This window comes from Pseudomonas sp. FW305-28 (genome assembly GCF_017351395.1).
In the GTDB taxonomy this organism is placed as follows: domain Bacteria; phylum Pseudomonadota; class Gammaproteobacteria; order Pseudomonadales; family Pseudomonadaceae; genus Aquipseudomonas; species Aquipseudomonas fluorescens_AA.
The window spans coordinates 79232-98038 of the sequence record NZ_JACNDD010000001.1 but is presented as its reverse complement, the minus strand read 5'-3'; the positions used below and the strand labels follow the sequence as shown (position 1 = coordinate 98038).

Genomic DNA, 18807 nt, shown 5'->3' with positions numbered 1-18807 from the left:
TTGAAAGGCGAAAACAGGCGCGACGATCCTCAGGCGCCGTTGGCCTGGAACTGTTTCTGCAATTCCACCAAGGCGGGTGACGCCGGGGTGATGCGGTTACGGGTCTGGGCCTCGATCAGCCAGCCGCTGCGGTGCAATTGCTTGATGATCGGGTCGAGCTTGGCCTGGGTATCGCTTTCACCCTTGCGCGTCCAGATCACCGAGGGCGCCGGGTTCAGCTCCGGGCTCAGGGCGCGGTAACCCTGCCATTCGGCGTTGTCGGCAATCAGTGGATTGATCAGCGTGGCGTCGTGCACCGCCGCGACGCAGTTGTTGCCACGCAGTGCCAGGAGTGATTCCGAGGAGCTCTTGAAAGCCTTGATCTGGACGCCCAACTCGGTGAGCGGCTTGATGTAGCTGCTGCCCTGGGAGGTGCACACCGGTTGATTCTTCAGGTCTTCCCAGCGACTGATCGTGCTGTCCTTGAGCACCGCCGCGGTGCCACCGACGCGGTAGAACGGCGTGGGTACGAACCCGAGGATTTCACCGCGCTCGGCGGTCCATTCCATGTTGGCGATCAGCACATCGACTTTGCCCTGCTGCAGGAACTGCACGCGGTTGGCGGGCAATACCGGCACCAGTTGCACCTCGGCGCCCAGTTGCCGGCCCAATTCCTGAGCGAGCTCGACGTTCAAGCCGCGCGGTTTCTGGGTGGCGGGGTCGATGCTGCCGAACGGGCCACCGGACAGCAGCACACCCACCGCCAGTTCGTGGCGCTGTTCGATCTTGTCCAGAGTGGCATCGGCCTGGGCGATGTTGACGGCTGACAATGAAATCAAGGCGCCCAGCATGACAGGCAGCAATCGTTTTACAGGTGAGCGCTCGAGCAACATGGATTTCCCCTCATGGATGGCCGGCGTCCCCCGACCTGATGAGTGGGCATCCTAGGGAGCGCCTTGAGGCAAAGGAAATTCAAATATCTAATATCGTTATAACTCTCAGGGTTTGGTTTCCAGGCGAAAAACTTATAACCGCTGTTTTACTGGCTTGCAGTCAAGACCCCGTCGCAAGACTCCCCTCAACCCATAAAAATCTGTAATGTTTAGGTTTGCACCCTTGATGTGAAGCAACCGCCATGTCGACCCTCGATCTCGAGTTACTGCGCACCTTCATCGCCGTGGTCGATCACCACAGCTTCGCCGAAGCCGGCGCCCAGTTGTCTCGCACACAATCTTCAGTGACCCAGCACATGCAACGCCTGGAACAGCAGGTCGGGGTAAGCCTGTTCGAAAAACGCGGACGGCAAAAACAGCTCACGGAAGCCGGCCAGCAATTGCTGCGGCATGCGCGACAGATGCTATCGCTCAATGACGACGTCCTCAGCTCCCTGCGTGAGAGCAGCCTCAGCGGCGTGCTGCGCATCGGTTCGCCCCACGACATCGCCGACACCATCCTGCCTCCGATCCTCAGTCACATCGCCCGCTCGGCCCCGCGCTTGCGCCTGGAAATCGATGTCGGACGCAGTCCGTTCCTGATGGACGACCTGCATCGAGGCAAGGTCGACATGATCATTTCCACCCGCCAGGATCCGAGCCTTGAAGGCTTCGCCTTGCGCACCTCACCGGTGTGGTGGATCTGCTCGGCCCAGTACCTGCACAACCCCGGCGAACCGTTGCCGCTGATTCTGGTGGATGAGCCCAGCATCTATCGCCGCTATGCCCTCGAGGCGCTCGAACGTGCCAAGATTCCCTGGCGCCAGGCCTACCTGGCCTCGAACCTGATCGGCATCAAGGCCGCGACCCGCGCGGGCTTAGGGGTCACCCCACGCAGTATGGAAATGCTCGGCCCGGACATGCGGGTATTGGGGGAAAACGATGGTTTACCGCGGCTCCCGGACGTGACTTATCACCTGTGGATTCGACCCAATACCGTCAATCCATTGGTGCGCCGGGCTTACGAGTTGATCCGCAGCAACCAGGGACACGGGAACTGATACGGCCCGCGCCCCTTCGCAGGACCTTGCCCGGCGTCAGGCCATTGAGCGAATGCGCTCGACCAGGCGAGCCTGGAGTTTTTCCAGCTCCTCGGGATCGGCCTTGCCCCGGCCATGCACACCCGGCTCCTCACCTTCCCAGCGCGGAATGATGTGCACGTGAATGTGAAAGACCGTCTGCCCGGCCACAGCGCCATTGAACTGCGCAACCTGGACCCCGTCCGGCTGCAACTCGTCCACGATGATGCGCGTCAGGCGCTGCACGGCAGACATCATCGCGCCCAGGACAGCGGGCTCGACTTCGAGGATGTTGCGCGCCTGGGAGGCTTTGGGGATGACCAGGACATGGCCGCGCGATTGCGGAAAGATATCCAGGAAGGCCAGCACATCGGCGTCTTCGTAAATCTTGTAGCACGGCGCATCGCCGCGAAGGATCAGCGCAAAGATGTTCTGCGGATCGTAGTGACCGTGGAGACTCATGTTCACTCCTTGAATGGGTGTGGAGAGGTGGGTTGCCGGTAAGAGATTTAGCACAGTCCAGTGGCAACGTCTCGTAAAGGCCTGCTTGAACGTCAGGGCTGGGCTTGCTGGGGAGGGTGTTGCATCCGTTGGTACGGTGCTGGAGGCCGGATCGCTATCGCGAGCAAGCTCGCTCCCACAGGGGATTTGTGGGGGGCACTCAATCACGGTCCACCGCCGGCCATTGTGGGAGCGAGCTTGCTCGCGATGGCGGTGAGTCAGTTGGCATCAGGGCTGAAGGTCGGGGTGCTTTCGCGGGCCTCCTTCAGCGCAACGGCCATTTTCTGCCGCAATTCACTTTCCGAAAACGGCTTGTGCAGAACCGGCCGCGCGGCGTACTCGGCCGGCAGCCCGCTGGCGCCGTATCCGGTGCTGAACAGAAAGGGGATTTGGCGCTCGCGAAGAATGTCGGCCACTGGGAACACACGCTCGCCGGCCAGGTTGACGTCCAGGATCGCCAGGTCCACCTGCACCGAGCCGGCGATTTCACACGCAGCAGCGAGCCGGGCGACCGAGGCCACCACTTCGCATCCGAACTCTTCCAGCATCTCCTCGATCAACAGGGCAATCGCGCCTTCGTCTTCGACGACCAGCACCCGGATTCCAGCCAATGGGCTCATGCCCCGTCCGCTCCAATCAGGAACGAAAAACGACAGCAAACGCCCTGCGGGGCATAGGTGAGGTCAAACGTGCCGCCCAGGTCGCGCTCGATGCAGCGCTTCATCAGGCGCGACCCCAACCCTTCCCGTTCCGGCGGGGATACCAGCGGCCCTCCACGCTCCTGCCAGTCGAGGGTCAGCCACGTTCCGTCCGCTTGGCTCTGCAGGTACCACGTGACGGCAAGCGTCCCCGTCTCCACCGACATGGCCCCGTACTTGAGCGCGTTGATCGCCAATTCATTGAGGGTCATCGTGAGGTTGAGCGCCACGCGGGTGCCAATGTCCACGCAAGCGCCCTCGATCACGACACGGCCAGGCTCATGCCCAAAGACCGGCAGCAGCACTTCATGGGCCAGGGTGTCGAGTGGCGTCTGCCCCCAATGCCGCTTGGTCAACAGATCGTGTGCACGGGACAACGCCAACAGCCTGGCCTCGAAACGCCTGTAGCCGTCCTTCGCATCCTCGGCATTGCGCGCGGTCTGGGCCGCCAGCGATTGCACCGTGGCCAGGGTGTTCTTGACCCGGTGATTGAGCTCATCGATCAGCGTTTTCTGGCGGTTCTCCGCCTGTTTTCGTTCGGAAATATCGACCAGCATGTTGATGGCGCCCACCAGGTTTCCATCGGCGTCATGCAAAGGCGTGGGAAACGGCGTGAACGGTACATGGCTGCCATCCGGCCGCTCTGCAATGGCCTCGACGCCGCGTATCGGCCGGTTTTCCTTCAGCGCCACCGCCATCGGGCATTGATCGTGGGGAAGCGCGGTTCCGTCCGTGTTGAAAAGCTTCCAGGTCACACACCACATGTCGCCCAACTGCGGGGTGCGCCCCGACAGTTCGACAGCGGCGCGATTGTAGAACGTGATGCGCCCTTCGGCATCGGTGGTGTACACCGCGGCAGGCAATGCTTCGAGCAGATTGCGCATGTGCCGTTCGCTTTCGCGGATCTGGTTTTCCATCCGCCGCGCCAGCGTGACGTCCTGCAGCACCCGCACGCCATAACGAAACGTACCGTTGGCGTCCCTCACCGACGAGCTGTGGATGTCGAGGTAGACCACCTCGCCATCGGGCTTCAGGGCGCGCTTGCGCAGCACGTAGTTATCCAGTTCACCGGCCACCTGGCGGGCGTACAACCCCGCATCCTGGGCGATGCAGTCCGGGTGGGTGTAGTCCAGGAATGTCATCGACAGGAGTTCCTCCCGCGACCGGCCCAGCATGTTGCACAGGGCGTCGTTCACCCGGAGCAAGCGACCGTCGATATCGGCCTCGGAAATCCCGATGGTCACCGCCTCATAGGTCGCTGAAAGCCGGTCGTCGCTGTCCTGGCGTGCCGTCTCGGCCGCGTGGACGCAGCTCCTGTCGATGGTGAAGCAACGGGTGTTGAAAAGCTTTCCGTCCTCGAAGCGCCCGTTCGAAGTGATGGTGACATGCTTGATCGAGCCGTCTTTCGCCCTCAGCCGCGCCGGATAACTCTCCAGGCAGTCGCCACTGCCCAGCTTGGTGAGGATATCGTCGATAACCGGTTCATCGACATGAAACTCGGTGATGTGCCGCCCGATGTATTCCTCTGCCGGGTAACCCAGCAGCGCCAGCTCCGCCTTGTTGGCGCGCAGGATGATGCCCTCGCCACTGACGATATGCAGGCCCACGGCACTGTTTTCGAAAAAGTCCTCCAGGTCGGCACTCTTGCGCCGAAGCTCCTCGGCCATGGCATGGTGCGCCGACACATCCTGGAAGCAGTTGATCACCCCTTGAATGTCGCCCCACCGATCCCTGAGGACACGGATGTTCATCAGCGCCACGAACCGCGAGCCATCCGGGCGTTGAACGATCACTTCCTGGTTGCGCGGCGCAATGCCTGTATTGAGCGCCGAGGCCGTCGGGCAGTGTTCGAATGCCAGCGGCGTGCCATCGGCCAGGAACAATCGATGGGCACCGCAAAAACGGTCGCCGTTCTCTCCGAGTGCTGGTGCCCGTCCCCACAGCTCGGCCGCCTCGCTGTTGTACCGGACGAGCCACCCCTGGTGATCGCAGAGGTACACCGCACCGGGAATCGCATCGAGCGCGCCCGTCCCCATCGCGATCAAGCTTTCGTATTCGCTCGGCGCAGGTGTTTGCGTGGGCAGCTCTTCAATGTTCGACATCAGTCATCCTCAAACCGCCAGGCTGAAACCTTTCACAGGGGCATCAATGGAGTCTAGATCCCTATTCATCGGGCGAGTTCAGGAAAACTCGACGTCACAGCCTCGTGCCTCAAAACTTGAAGAGCGCCTGGGGTGCCTGGACCATTAACGCATGAATCAGCGACGCCGAACATTCCAATGCGCGCAGCTGCGCCATGACCGTCTCGAAGCCGACATGCGCTTCATGCTGAGTGTGCGGCCAATCGCTGCCCCACACCAGGCGTTCGGGGCCGAAACTGCGTTCCAGCAGCGCCAACGAGGCGCGGGCGAATTCAAGGTTGCGCGGGGCCGTTGCGCCCAATCGATAGATACCGGACACCTTCATCCACACCTGCCCGCCCTGCCCCAGCGCCATCAATTGGGCAAAGCCAGGTTGATCCAGCCCCGAACACGCATCCGGGCGGCCGAAATGATCGACCACCACCTTGATGCCCCATGGCAACAGCTGAGCCATCAACCCCGGCAAGTCCACCAGGTTGGCGTGCAACTCGACATGCCAGTCCAGTTCGGCGATGTGGCCCAACAAGCCGTGCCAGGCGGCGTCACGAAAATCAGGCAAGGCTTTGCCCATCAGGTTCAAGCGCACACCGACCACCCCCAACCGGGCCATGTCGTCCAGCTCGGCTCGGCTGATGTCTCGCTCCACCACCACGACCCCGCGCAACTGCTCCGGCGCTTGCCGTAGGGCGGCCAGCAGGTAGCGGTTATCGGTGCCGAGAAAGCTCGGCTGCACCAACACGCCATGGCTCAAGCCATGGGCGTGCAAGTGGCCCAGGTATTGAGCGAGCGTGGCGTCATAGTCGGGTGTGTAGCGCCGGACAGCGGCCAGTTCCAGCTCACGGCTGAACACGTGGGCGTGGCAGTCAATGCCGGTCATCGGTTTGGTACAGGTATCAACCATGGGTCTCATCTATCGACAATAAGGGAAATCAGGCCCGGGCGCTCTGGCTGTCATGCTCAACCACAGGCGCCGATGCCGCAGTGGCTTCCAGGCTGCGGCCGCGGGTTTCCGGCAGGCACAACGCCGCGATCACCGCCACGCCGTAGGCGATTCCGGCGTCGATGCCAATGGCCGAGCCCAAGGACATGGAATCGCTCATGTGGCCGACCAGGAACGGGAACATCGCCGAGAGCACCCGACCGAAGTTGTAGCAGAACCCCACGCCGGCACCGCGCACATCCGCCGGGTACAACTCGTTGAAAAACGCCCCGAGGCTCGCCGGAATACCGGCCGCGAAGAAGCCGAGCGGGAACCCCAGGAACAGCATCTGGGTGTTGGTCAACGGCAGGAACACATAACACTGCACGGTGACCACGCAGCACAGCGCGAACAACACGATGTTCTTCCGGCGGCCAATGCGATCGATCAACAGGCCACTGACTACGCAGCCGCACCAAAAGGCGAAGATGATCACCGCCAGGTAGCCGCCGGAGTTGAGTACCGACAGGTTGCGCTCGGTCTTGAGGAAGGTCGGCAGCCAGGTCATCACCGCGTGGTAACCACCGTGCGCCCCTAGCCCCAGCAACCCGCCAAACAAGGTCACGCGGATCAACTCGGGGCGAAAGATACCGGCCAGGGATTTGAAGAAACTTTGCGGGATGACATTGTCTTTTTTCAGGCGCTGGAAACTGTCGGGCTCTTCAACGTTGCGCCGCACCCAGATGATCAGGAACGACGGCAGCAAGCCCACGACGAACATCACCCGCCAGGCCATGTCTTGCGGCACGAGGGAGTAGATCAGCGTGAAGACGCCGACCGCCAGCCCCCAACCCACCGCCCAGGCGCTTTGCACCGTGCCCATGACCTTGCCGCGATACTTGGGGTTGATGGTCTCGGCCATCAATACCGCGCCGGCGGCCCATTCCCCGCCAATTCCGAAGCCCTGCAGCGCCTTGACGATCAACAGCTGGTGGAAGCCCGTGACGAACGCTGACAGGAAGGTGAAGAACGAAAACCACAAGATCATCCACTGCAGTGTGCGCACCCGACCGTAGCGATCCGACAGCGTCCCGCCGACCCAGCCGCCAATGGCCGAAGTGACCAGGGTCACGCCGCTGACCAACCCGGCATCGCCCTTGGTCAGGGCGAACGCGGCGATCAATGCCGGTATCGCCAGGCCGAACATCTGTACTTCCAAGGCGTCGAGCGACCATCCGCCGAAACAGGCCCAAAACGTTTTGCGCTCCCGCGCAGTGACTTGGCGATACCAACTGAACATGATTCTTATCCTTGTAAGTGGAACGAAAGGCAGCCGAGAGCGAACCGCGCCGCTACAGGGCCAGTCATGGCAAACAAAACGATAAGGACAGCGGCGATCGACTCGCCGCCAGCCGGGTCGGGTCAGCGAATTTCCACGCGGTAGCGGAAGTGCTCGGCATGCCCGCGAGAGCGTCGCCACTCCAGGGGATTGCCAGCGTAGTCCCGTGCCAGGCGCTCGATCACCACCACCGGGCTGTTGACCGGCACCTGCAGCAATCTTGCGTGCACCTCATTCACCGATTCGGCGGTGAGGGTTTCTTCGGCATAGGCGACAACCTGGCCGCACACCTCTTCATAGATGGGGTAAAGCAACGGGCCCTTTTGACTCAGGTCGATTTCGAGCAAGGCTTGGAAGCGGCTACGGGGCAACCAGATTTCTTCGGCGAGCACCGGCTCCACTTCCAGCAGACGCACCCGCACCAGGCGAATCACCGGCGCATCCACCGGCAACCCCAGCGCCTGGGCCACCGCCGACGGCGCGGCCACCGGTTCCACGGACAAGATCCGGCTCTCGGGAACCCGGCGTTCGCCAGAAGCGCTTTGAAAACGGAAGAAACGGAACAACGACGATTGAAACTGCGGCCGGCGAATGAAAGTACCGCGCCCCTGCTGGCGCTCCAGGACGCCCTCGCTGACCAGCGCATCGATGGCCTTGCGCACTGTGCCGGTCGACAACTGGTACTCCGCTGAAAGGGCGGCCTCGGTCGGAATCGCCTCCCCCGGGCGCCAGCGGTTATTGGCGATCTGTTCAGCCAATTGGTCGCGCAAACGTTGATACAGCGGCAGGCGGGCATCACTGGAGAGAGATTTCATCGACCTTATTCACCTTGTTATCTAGTCATATATATGAATATGCACGACGAGTATTTACCCAGGCTCGATGGCTGTCAAGAAGTGCCAGGGTGTCTCGTTGACGAATGGTGAATCCAATGACGCAGCCGCCCGCAATTAACAACGTTTAACTCGCACGCTCGCGCCCCACGCCCAAGAATGAAGCCCTCTGCCCAGACCTGTTTGCTCAAGCGCAAAGCTGTCCGCCCACCCTGCGGTGCGCCGGGCATTTCCCACTGGCTGCGCGTAGTACCGCCCCTTCGCCGCCCAATTTCACATGGAAATGAAGCATGTTGCCTGCACCCCACCACTCAACCGCCGCCCTGAAGCCACTCTGGCTGCTTGCCCTGCTCACAAGCAGCACCGCACCGGCGATGGCAGCGGAACTCGCGCAAAGCACGCCTGGCTTTCTCGACGGGGCGACGCTGCAAGTCCTCAGCCGTAACTTCTACCTCAACAATGACTATCGCGCCCCGACCCCGGCAGGCAAAAGCTACAAACAGGAATGGGCCCAGGGCTTCATCGCCTCGTTCGAGTCCGGTTTCACCCCCGGCACGATCGGCGTAGGCATCGATGCCCACGGGTTCCTGGGGTTGAAACTGGACGGCGGCAAGGGGCATTCCGGAACGGGATTATTGCCGCTGGATGAGAATGGGCGAAGCGAGGAGCATTACTCCAGTGCCGGCGGCGCGCTGAAATTCAACGCCTCACGCACCACCCTGGCGCTCGGCGAAATGACCGTGCAGAGCCCGGTATTCGATACCGCAGACAAGCGCCTGCAACCCGAATACGCCAGCGGCCTGCTGCTCTCCAGCCGCGAATTCAACGGGCTCGACCTGCAGGCGGGTCACTTCAGTGCGTTCAAGAATCAGGACGCCTCGACCGGCAAGGGTGATTTTTCCGGGTATGGCGCGACGACGCGCCACAGCGCCATCGACTTCATCGGCGTCGACCTGCTCACCGGCCAAGCCCTGGGCGGCGCGCTCTACGCCTCCGAACTGAGCGATACCTGGCGCCAGTACTATGCCAACCTGCATACCACCCTTGGCGAACTGTTCCTTGACGGCAACCTGTACCACACCCGCGACTACGGTAAGGCCAACGCCGGGGCCATCGACACCACAGCCTATAGCCTGAGCGGCAAGTACCGGTTCAATGCCCAGGCGTTCACCCTGGCCTACCAGAAAATCAACGGCGACACGCCCTTCGATTTCGTCGGCGGCGACTCCATCTACCTGGCCAACTCGATCAAATATGCCGACTTCAACGGCCCGGGCGAACGCTCATGGCAGGCGCGCTACGACCTCGACCTGGGCACCTTGGGCATCCCCGGCCTGAGCTTCATGGCCCGCTATGTGACTGGACGCGGGATCGACGGCAGCCATGCCCCTCAAGGCGGTGCCTACAACCCGTTCGATAGCGACACCGGCACTTACAGTCCGCAACAAGGCGCTGGCGGACGCCACTGGGAGCGCGACCTGGACCTGCACTACATCGTGCAGTCAGGCCCGGCCAAGGACCTGTCGTTGCAACTGTCCCATGTCACCCATCGCGCCAACAGCAGCCAGGGCGGCGATGACATCGACCGGCTGTACCTCGTCATTGAGTACCCGCTCAAGCTCGGGCCGTTCTGACCCTCGCGTGTCAGGAAACCGAAGGTGGACGAACACGCGCAGCGCCCGCCTGTTGCCCATGCCCCATATATCCGCTGATTACTTGCGCGAGGCCTTATCGGTCATCCGAGTGGCCCGGATGCTTGCCTCCTCGGCGGTACGTTGGGCCTGCTCGGACATTGTCTCGGCCTGCTCAGCTTTCCTGAAGGCCTCATCCGCCCTGAGCCTTGCCGTTGCGGCGTTATTTTCCGCCGACCCCAGCGACTGGTTTGACAGCGCCAGGCCGTTGATCGATCTGTCACTGCCCCTTTGTACGCCCGCCCACGATGCAGCAGCGTCGTCCTGCAGACCGACAGTGAAGGTTTGCAACCCATCGTTCGCGCCCCACTGCGCCAATCGACAATCGGTATCGCTTTAGGCGACAAAAAACAGGCGTGGATGAGTTGTTCTTCTATGCTTGCTCCAACTATAGGAATTTTCCCCATGGCCGAGTCCGAACCGCGACTTCTGCGGGTGCATGCCCTCAAGACCGCCTGCTCGAACTGCAGCGTGCTTGAGCTGTGCCTGCCCATTGGCCTGACGGGCGGTGAAGTCGAGCGCCTCGACACCCTGATCGCCCAGCGAGTGAAGGTCAAGAAAGGCGCAGCGCTGTATCGCACCGGCGACCCGCTGCGCTCGTTGTATGCGGTGCGATTGGGTTTCTTCAAGACCAGCGTCCTCTCGGTAGACGGTCGCGAACAGGTCACCGGTTTCCAGATGCAAGGCGAAATGCTTGGCCTGGACGCCATCAGCACCGATCACTACGCCTGTAATGCCATTGCCCTGGAAGACAGCGAAGTCTGCCCGCTGCCTTTCAACCTCTTGGAAAAACTGGCCCACGACTTACCGTCGTTGCAGCACAACCTGAACAAACTCCTGAGCCAGGAAATCGTGCGCGACCACGGCATGCTGTTGATGCTCGGCAACATGAACGCCGACGAACGCCTGGCGGCGTTTCTATTGAACCTGTCCCAGCGGCTTAACATGCGAGGTTATTCCTCCAGGGAGTTCGTGCTGCGCATGAGCCGCGAAGCCATCGGCTCCTACCTGGGCCTGCGCCTGGAAACCATCTGCCGGGGCATCGCCCACCTGCGCCAGGAGGAACTGGTGGACATGCATGGGCGCAATGTCACTATTCTGGACTTGCCCGGCCTCAAGCAAAAAGTCGCCGGTTGTCATCGTCATGCGGAACTGTGATGCCTGCTCTGCATGACATCTGATCTACGTCAATACCCGTCAACGCCTCCAAGCCGAGATTAAGACTCAGCGTTCGAACCTTTGCATCGACGAAGGTTACCGAACCTCCCGTCTCATGGAGGCTTAGATCATGGCAACGCACCTGCAAGGTACAGAACCGGTCATCCCAACCGTCACACCTCACCCTTTGGCCGGCAGTTTGCGAAAGGTCGAGCCCAGACGCCTGTCGCTGAGTTTGCTGATCGCTCTGGTCGTCGGTTCGATGATCGGCAGCGGCATCTTCAGCCTGCCCCAGAACATGGCAGCCAGCGCCGGTGCCGGGGCGATCCTGATCGGCTGGCTCATCACCGGGGTGGGCATGCTCTCGCTGGCCTTGGTCTACCAGACCCTCTCCAACCGCCAACCGGAGCTGGACAACGGTGTGTTTGCCTATGCCCGTGCCCTGGGCGGCGAATTCCTCGGTTTCAATTCGGCGTGGGGCTATTGGATCAGCGCCTGGATCGGCAATGTCAGTTACCTGGTGATTCTGTTCGCTGCGCTCAGCTACTTTTTCCCCCTGTTTGGCGAAGGCAATAACAAGGCCGCGATCATCGGCGCTTCTGTGGTGCTGTGGGCATTGCATTGGATGATCCTGCGCGGGATGCGCACCGCCGCCAAGGCCAACGCCCTGACGACGATCGCCAAGGTGGTGCCGTTGCTGTTGTTCATCGGGCTGGTCATTGCCGCGTTCTCCAAGGACACCTTCATGGTGGATTTCTGGGGCACGCCGGCGCTGGGCAGTACGCTGGACCAGGTCAAGAGCACCATGTTGGTGACGGTCTGGGTGTTCATCGGTATTGAAGGCGCCAACGTATTCTCCGCCCGGGCCGCCGAACGGGCCGACGTCGGCCGCGCTACCGTGATGGGCTTCATCCTCACATTGTTGCTGCTGATCGCCGTTTCCCTATTGTCGTTGGGCATCCTCAGACAGCCCGAACTGGCCGCGCTGAAGAATCCTTCCATGGCCGGTGTACTGGAAGCGGTGACCGGGCCTTGGGGCGCGGTGCTGATCAGTATTGGCCTGATTGTGTCAGTGGGCGGCGCGCTGCTGGCCTGGACGCTGTTGGCAGCCGAATCGGTCTTCACCCCGGCCAAGGAAAAGGTCATGCCACGCCTGCTGGCCACGGAAAACCAACATGGCGCACCGGCCAACGCGCTGTGGATCACCAACGGCTGCATCCAATTGTTCCTGCTGCTGACCCTGTATTCGAGTGCCAGCTACCTGGCGCTGATTTCACTCGCCACCTCGATGATCCTGCTGCCGTACCTGTTCAGTGGCCTGTATGCACTGAAAATGACCTGGCAAGGCCAGACCTACGCCGGCCATCGCGGCCTGCAACTGCGCGACATGGCCATCGCTGTGGTCGCGACGGGCTATTGCGTCTGGCTGCTCTACGCCGCCGGCCCCCGGTACATGCTGCTCAGTGCCCTGCTCTATGCCCCCGGCTCGCTGATCTACCTGAGCGCCCAACGGGCCAGGACAGGCCGGGCCCTCACTGGTTTTGGCTGGGGCCTGCTGATAGTGATCTGGGTGGCGGCGATCTTCGCCGGCTGGATGCTCTGGGCCGGCCAACTGTCTTTGTAAGTTCGCAAGCGTGCATTGACCCGTTCGGCAACGGTATCTGCTCATCTGGCCAGGTACCCGTCCGGACATCACCAAAGAGGAAAATCAAATGTCCAATTCAGTGAAGAAAATGCCGGTCAAAACCGAAGAAAACGCTCCACCTCTCGCCAAGCCTGAGCTCAGGCATCCGTTTGAAAAGCTCCGCCAGCAGGTGGATCGCCTGTTCGATGATTTCAACCGGGGCACGGGGCTTTCGCCTTTCAGTCGCGGCTTGTTCGATGTCGAGCCTTTCTGGCGTCGCGAGTTTTCCACCAGCAGCCTGCCGGCCGTTGACATCAGCGAGAAGGAAAAGAGCTTTGAAATCACCGCCGAGTTGCCCGGCATGGATCAGAAAGACATCGAAATCCGTCTGGCCAACGGCAACCTGATCATCAAGGGGGAGAAAAAAGACACCAAGGAAGAAAAAAGAAAGGGTTATCACCTGTCCGAGCGCCATTACGGCTCCTTCGAACGCGTGTTCAACCTGCCAAAAGGCGTCGACAGCGACAAGATCGAAGCCCAGTTCAGCAAAGGCGTGCTGACGCTGACACTGCCAAAAAAACCGGAAGCACTGAAAGCGGAAAAGGTCGTGCCCATCAAGGCCGATTGATCGCTTTGAACCCTGCCCCTCGCCGGCCAACGACGAGGGGCTTTTTCTTGCCTGTGCCTATTTCAGGCCGAATGCGTCGTTGAAGCGACCACCGCTATCGCGAGCAAGCTCGCTCCCACACTGAACCTTGGCGGGCACAAATCCCGCGACCACAGCCCCCCCCTGTGGGAGCGAGCTTGCTCGCGATAGCGGTGGGTCAGCTGACGATGATGGGGGCTGGACTAATGCCTTCGCGAGCAAGCCCGCTCCAACACTGAACCGTGGCGGGTACAAATCCCGTGGGCACAGAAAATCCCCTGTGGGAGCGAGCTTGCTCGCGAAGGCGGTGGCTCAGAGTTCGACGCTATCGCGGTACTCCGGCACCGACACCGACCAACCCAATTCGTCGTGAATGCGATGGCGCAAGACATCGGACGCATTGGGCTCGCCATGCACGACATAGGTGTGCCGGGGTGGTGTCTTGAAGCCGCCCAGCCATTGCATGATTTCGTCCGCATCGGCATGGGCCGACAGCGTTTGCATGGGCACCACTTCGGCATTGATCGGCACATCCTTGCCATGAATGCGCACCGCCGGCTCGCCGGCCACAATCCTCGCACCGCGTGTACCGCCAGCCTGGAAACCGGGCATCAGCAAGGTGTTGATGGGGTTGGGCGCCAGGCTCTTGAGGTGGTGCAGCACTCGCCCGCCGGTGGCCATGCCACTGGCGGCGATGATCACCGCCGGGGTGCGTTGCAGGTCCAGGGCCATGGAATCCTTGACCGAGCGCACCGGATGGGCGATGTGGCACATGCCTTCGCACTCTTCCCTGGAGAGACGGTGCTCGTCACCAAAGCGCTGGTACAACCGGGTGACGTCGATGGCCATGGGGCTGTTGAGATAGATCGGGATATCGGGGATCGCCCGGCGCTGTTTCAGGCGATACAAGTGGTACATCAGCAACTGGGCACGACCAACCGTGAACGAGGGCACCAACGTGATGCCGCGGCGCAACGCGGTGCGAGTGATCACCTCAGCCAATTGATCTTCCGGCGACTCGTGTGGGTGCCGACGGTCGCCGTAAGTGGATTCCACCAACAGGACATCCGCCTGCTCGATGACCTTCGGCGCGAACATCACCGGATCCTCGGGTCGCCCCAAGTCCCCGGAACACACCAGCGTCACCCCTGCGGCCTGGACCTGTACCGTCGCGGCACCGAGGATGTGTCCGGCGCGACGCAGCAAGATGGTTATCCCCCGGGCGATCTCCACTGGGTGTTCGAATGCAATCGGGCGCAGCAGTTTCAGCGCTCGTTCAGCGTGTTCACGGGTGTACAGCGGGAAGGCCGGTGCGTGTTTGGAAAACCCCTTGCGGTTGGCGTATTCGGCTTCTTCTTCCTGCAGGCGGGCGCTGTCACGCAGCAGGATCTTCACCAACTCACAGGTCGCTGGCGAAGCATAGATGGGGCCGCGATAGCCATTACGCACCAGCACCGGCAGGTAGCCGCTGTGGTCCAGGTGGGCGTGGGTCAGTACGATCGCATCCAGGTCACGCATCGGCAGCTCGAAGGGATCCCAGTTATGCAGGCGCAATTGCTTGTAGCCCTGGAACAGGCCGCAATCGATCAGGATGCGCTGATCGTCGTGTTCCAGCAGATACTTGCTGCCGGTGACCGTACCGGCGGCCCCGAGAAATGTCATGCGCATGGCGGTGCTCCTGGGCAATCGATCGTCAGTCTATTAATCACATTGCTGGACCTCGTTGCCGTTGATCTTTGTCAACAGCTAAGCGGTCGAGTCCGATCCATCACACCGCCAGGACACTGCAAGACACCTGGTACAGGATGTGCTCGGTCGTGCTGCCCAGTAGCCCATGCAGATCGTCGTGCTGGAATCGCCCCATGACGATCACGTCCACTTCATGCTCCAGGGCAAACTCACTCAGGGCCGAGACCGGATGCCCCAGTAGAAAATGCCTGCGCTCGGCCGGCACACCAAACAGGTTCGCCAGTTCCAGAAAGGTTTTTTCCAGGCTCCTGCGCAGTTCCTTGCTGAGCTGCGACAGCGCCAGGCCGCCACCGCCCACATCCCCCAGATAGACTGACGACACTTCATAGGCGTGAACCAGGTGCAGCTCGGCGTCGCACTGCAAGGCCAGCCCCATTGCCTGGCGGATGATCCGGTCGTTCAGCCCACTGTTCTGGGCAAACGCACTGGAAGGGTCCACCGCCGCGACCACTGTACGCGGCAGCGCATGACCGGTGGCCCCAACCAGATACATCGGCACAGGACAGTTGCGCAGCAGTTGCCAGTCCAGCGGGGTGAAAAATGCCCGCTTGAGCATGGGCTCGTGTTGTACCTGCTTGATCAGCAAGTCCGGCTGGATCTGCGTAACGTGTTTCAGGATCTGCTTGCCCATCTTCTGGGCCCATTCCACCTCAGTGGTGACCCGCAGGCCACGGCGGCGCAACTTGTCCGCCTCATCCTCCAACCAATGGCGATGGTCCTGGAGATAGTTCTGCCGCGCTTCCTCACGAGGCCCCTCTTCAAGCAGCGAAAGAATGTCCAGCGAGGGAATCAGGGCGGTGACATGCAAGTGCGCTCCACTGGCCGCCGCCAGGGCCGCGGCGTGATGCAGGGCGGGCGAATGACGCTGTGCCGGGTTGAGGATCAGCAACAGGCGTTGGTACTGGCTCATGATGGGTCTCCAAAGTCGGGCTCGAACGCCACGGCGCAGCGTCGATGCCATGAGGCATGTTGGCCGTCATTGCGGCGTCGGCGTCCAGCGCCAATTCAAGACTTCGGGCATGTCCTGCCCATGCTCGATGAGGTACAACTGGTGCTTTTCCATGGTTGCCCAATAGCGATCCCGAGCACTGTCCACCAGCGGCTGCAAGCGTGGCACGCGCTGGATGACATCGAGCGCCAGTTGGTAGCGGTCCAGGTGGTTGATGACCGCCATGTCGAACGGCGTGGTGGTGGCACCCTCCTCCATGAAACCGCGGACATGGAAGTTATCGTGGCCGTGACGCTTGTAGACCAGCCGATGGATCAGCGACGGATAGCCGTGGAAGGCGAAAATCACTGGCTTGTCCACGGTAAACAACCCATCGAACTCGGCGTCCGGCAACCCGTGGGCATGCTGTTGCGGCGGTTGCAGGGCCATCAGGTCCACGACATTCACTACCCGCACGCGCAGGTCGGGTACGTATTCGCGCAGCAACGTGACAGCGGCCAGGGTTTCCAACGTTGGCACGTCACCGGCACAAGCCATCACCACATCCGGGTCTTCGTCGTTGTTGCAGGCAAAGGCCCAGCGACCGATCCCGATCGAGCAGTGCCGAACGGCCGAATCGATGTCCAGCCACTGCCATTCCGGCTGCTTGCCGGCCACGATCACATTGATGTAATCGCGACTCTTGAGGCAGTGATCGGCAACGGACAGCAGGCAATTGGCGTCCGCCGGCAGGTAGATGCGCACCACGTCGGCGCTCTTGTTCGCCACCAGGTCGATGAACCCCGGGTCCTGGTGGGAAAAGCCATTGTGGTCCTGTCGCCAGACATGGGACGTGAGCAGATAATTGAGCGAAGCAATCGACGCGCGCCACGGGATCTGGGCGGCGGTCTTGAGCCATTTGGCGTGCTGATTGAACATCGAATCGACGATATGGATGAACGCCTCATAGCAGGAAAACAGCCCATGCCGGCCAGTCAGCAAATACCCCTCCAGCCAGCCTTCACACACTTGTTCGCTGAGGATTTCCATCACCCGGCCATCGCATGCCAAGTTCGTATCGTTTGCCTCCAGGGCCGCCATCCAGGTTTTGCCACTGACCTCGTACACCGCATCAAGACGATTGGAGGCGGTTTCGTCGGGGCCGAACAGACGGAAATTGCCTGCCCGCAGGTTGTGCTTCATCACATCACGCACAAAACCGCCCAACACCCGGGTGGCCTCTGCCTGCACGCTGCCGGGTGCGCAGAATTGCACGGCGTAATCGGTGAACCGCGGCAGTTCCAGGGGTTTGAGGAGCACGCCACCATTGGCATGGGGATTGGCGCCCAGGCGCCGATGTCCCGTCGGCGCCAAGGCGGCAATGTCCGGCAGCAACGCACCGTTGTCGTCGAACAACTCCTGCGGACGGTAGCTCTGGAGCCATTGTTCCAGTTGCATCAAATGCTGGGGCAACTCGAAGTGGCTCAGCGGCACCTGGTGGGCGCGCCAGGTGCCTTCGACCTGCTGGCCATCGACGAATTTCGGACCGGTCCAGCCCTTGGGCGTGCGCAGCACCAGCATTGGCCAAAGCTGGCGCTCCAAGGTACGTCCCGACGAATCCGCGCGGGCCATGCGCTGGATTTCGCGAATCTTGAGCAACATGCCGTCCAGGGTCCTGGCCAACTGTTGGTGCACCGTTTGCGGATCGTCGCCTTCGACAAAATAAGGATCGTAGCCGTAGCCATACATCAGGGCCGACAGTTCGTCTTCACTGATGCGCGAAAGCAGCGTGGGGTTGGCGATCTTGAAACCGTTGAGATGAAGAATGGGCAGCACGGCCCCGTCACGCCTGGGGTTGAGGAATTTGTTGGAGTGCCAGCTCGCCGCCAACGTGCCGGTTTCGGCCTCACCGTCGCCGATGACGCAAGCCACGATCAGGTCAGGGTTGTCGAACACTGCGCCATAGGCATGGGCCAGGGAATAACCCAACTCCCCACCTTCATGGATGGAGCCGGGAATCTGCGCAGAGACATGGCTGGATAAGCCATAAGGCCAGGAAAATTGCCGGAACAGGCGCAGCATTCCGTTTTCATTCTGCTCCACCGAGGGGTAACACTGGGTGAAGCTGCCCTCCAGGTAACTCTGGGCGACGATGGCGGGGCCGCCATGACCGGGGCCGGTGATCAGGATCATGTTCAAGTCACGGGTCTTGATCAGGTGATTGAGGTGCACGTAAATCAGGTTCAGCCCCGGCGTCGTGCCCCAATGGCCCAGCAGGCGCGGTTTGACATGATCGCGTTGCAGCGGTTTGCGCAGCAACGGGTTGTCCTTGAGGTAGATTTGCCCCACGGCCAGGTAATTGGACGCACGCCAGTAGGCGTCAATGCCTTCCAGTTGGTCGGGGCTGAGAAAATCGCTCATCACGTCCTCCGCAAAAACACAGGATTGCCATGCTTGATTCTGGAACGCAGGAAGGCATGTGACTTGATTTACATCAGAACCAGGGACGCTAAGGTCATACCAGGTGCTTGCTCGATGCCCTGGTGCCGCCGGCCTTGCCTGCTACCCATTGGTCCAAGTCAAACCAAAC

General features: G+C 61.3%; 16 protein-coding genes. 5 read left to right on the top strand and 11 right to left on the bottom strand.

Annotated features, from left to right (window positions below):
* Nucleotides 1–29 precede the first annotated feature (29 nt).
* Nucleotides 30–872: a transporter substrate-binding domain-containing protein gene (locus J4E53_RS00440; RefSeq protein ID WP_103308512.1), complete on the bottom strand. Its 843-nt coding sequence runs from the start codon at nt 870–872 to the stop codon at nt 30–32.
* A 242-nt stretch (nt 873–1114) separates the two neighbouring features.
* Between J4E53_RS00440 and J4E53_RS00435 the strand changes: the two genes are divergently transcribed.
* On the top strand, nt 1115–1972 hold the full coding sequence (locus J4E53_RS00435) for a LysR substrate-binding domain-containing protein (protein WP_060741881.1): 858 nt from the start codon (nt 1115–1117) through the stop codon (nt 1970–1972).
* Between the two features lie 36 nt (nt 1973–2008).
* Here J4E53_RS00435 and J4E53_RS00430 read toward each other — a convergent pair whose 3' ends face one another.
* The 6 genes from J4E53_RS00430 to J4E53_RS00405 all read right to left on the bottom strand — a co-directional run bounded on the left by J4E53_RS00430 (nt 2009) and on the right by J4E53_RS00405 (nt 8403).
* The gene (locus J4E53_RS00430) at nt 2009–2452 is read right to left on the bottom strand and encodes an HIT family protein (RefSeq protein WP_103308511.1); all 444 of its coding nucleotides are present in this window, start codon (nt 2450–2452) and stop codon (nt 2009–2011) included.
* A 257-nt stretch (nt 2453–2709) separates the two neighbouring features.
* Nucleotides 2710–3111 carry a response regulator gene (locus tag J4E53_RS00425; protein ID WP_103308041.1) on the bottom strand — a complete coding sequence of 134 codons (402 nt, stop codon included), beginning with the start codon at nt 3109–3111 and terminating at the stop codon, nt 2710–2712.
* Complete coding sequence (locus tag J4E53_RS00420; protein WP_060741878.1) at nt 3108–5291, bottom strand: PAS domain S-box protein; 2184 nt, start codon at nt 5289–5291, stop codon at nt 3108–3110. Before J4E53_RS00420 ends, J4E53_RS00425 begins: the two co-directional genes overlap by 4 nt.
* A 109-nt stretch (nt 5292–5400) precedes the next feature.
* Nucleotides 5401–6231, bottom strand: a complete 831-nt coding sequence (locus J4E53_RS00415) for an amidohydrolase (RefSeq protein ID WP_103308039.1) — start codon at nt 6229–6231, stop codon at nt 5401–5403.
* A 28-nt stretch (nt 6232–6259) separates the two neighbouring features.
* Nucleotides 6260–7549, bottom strand: coding sequence for an MFS transporter (locus J4E53_RS00410; protein WP_103308038.1), 1290 nt, complete (start codon nt 7547–7549; stop codon nt 6260–6262).
* Between the two features lie 122 nt (nt 7550–7671).
* On the bottom strand, nt 7672–8403 hold the full coding sequence (locus J4E53_RS00405) for a GntR family transcriptional regulator (protein ID WP_103308037.1): 732 nt from the start codon (nt 8401–8403) through the stop codon (nt 7672–7674).
* 308 nt (nt 8404–8711) lie between these two features.
* Between J4E53_RS00405 and J4E53_RS00400 the strand changes: the two genes are divergently transcribed.
* Complete coding sequence (locus J4E53_RS00400) at nt 8712–10055, top strand: OprD family porin (RefSeq protein WP_103308036.1); 1344 nt, start codon at nt 8712–8714, stop codon at nt 10053–10055.
* 78 nt (nt 10056–10133) lie between these two features.
* On the opposite strand, the gene J4E53_RS30650 is transcribed toward J4E53_RS00400, so the two are convergent.
* On the bottom strand, nt 10134–10325 hold the full coding sequence (locus J4E53_RS30650; RefSeq protein ID WP_237140832.1) for an Lpp/OprI family alanine-zipper lipoprotein: 192 nt from the start codon (nt 10323–10325) through the stop codon (nt 10134–10136).
* Between the two features lie 192 nt (nt 10326–10517).
* Here J4E53_RS30650 and fnr point away from each other — a divergent pair, with 192 nt between their 5' ends.
* From fnr to J4E53_RS00380, 3 genes are all read left to right on the top strand, one after another.
* Nucleotides 10518–11270, top strand: a complete 753-nt coding sequence (fnr, locus tag J4E53_RS00390; protein WP_060741873.1) for a fumarate/nitrate reduction transcriptional regulator Fnr — start codon at nt 10518–10520, stop codon at nt 11268–11270.
* 130 nt (nt 11271–11400) lie between these two features.
* The gene (gene arcD, locus J4E53_RS00385; protein WP_060741872.1) at nt 11401–12894 is read left to right on the top strand and encodes an arginine-ornithine antiporter; all 1494 of its coding nucleotides are present in this window, start codon (nt 11401–11403) and stop codon (nt 12892–12894) included.
* An 88-nt stretch (nt 12895–12982) separates the two neighbouring features.
* Nucleotides 12983–13522, top strand: a complete 540-nt coding sequence (locus tag J4E53_RS00380; RefSeq protein ID WP_060741871.1) for an Hsp20/alpha crystallin family protein — start codon at nt 12983–12985, stop codon at nt 13520–13522.
* Nucleotides 13523–13852: 330 nt separating this feature from the next.
* Here the strand turns inward: J4E53_RS00380 and J4E53_RS00375 are convergent, their stop codons facing one another.
* The 3 genes from J4E53_RS00375 to J4E53_RS00365 all read right to left on the bottom strand — a co-directional run bounded on the left by J4E53_RS00375 (nt 13853) and on the right by J4E53_RS00365 (nt 18638).
* Complete coding sequence (locus tag J4E53_RS00375; protein WP_207268094.1) at nt 13853–15208, bottom strand: MBL fold metallo-hydrolase RNA specificity domain-containing protein; 1356 nt, start codon at nt 15206–15208, stop codon at nt 13853–13855.
* Between the two features lie 100 nt (nt 15209–15308).
* Entirely contained in the window at nt 15309–16199 is an 891-nt protein-coding gene (locus J4E53_RS00370; protein ID WP_103308034.1) for a universal stress protein, read from the bottom strand.
* Nucleotides 16200–16265: 66 nt separating this feature from the next.
* Nucleotides 16266–18638, bottom strand: coding sequence for a phosphoketolase (locus tag J4E53_RS00365; RefSeq protein WP_103308033.1), 2373 nt, complete (start codon nt 18636–18638; stop codon nt 16266–16268).
* Nucleotides 18639–18807 lie beyond the last annotated feature (169 nt).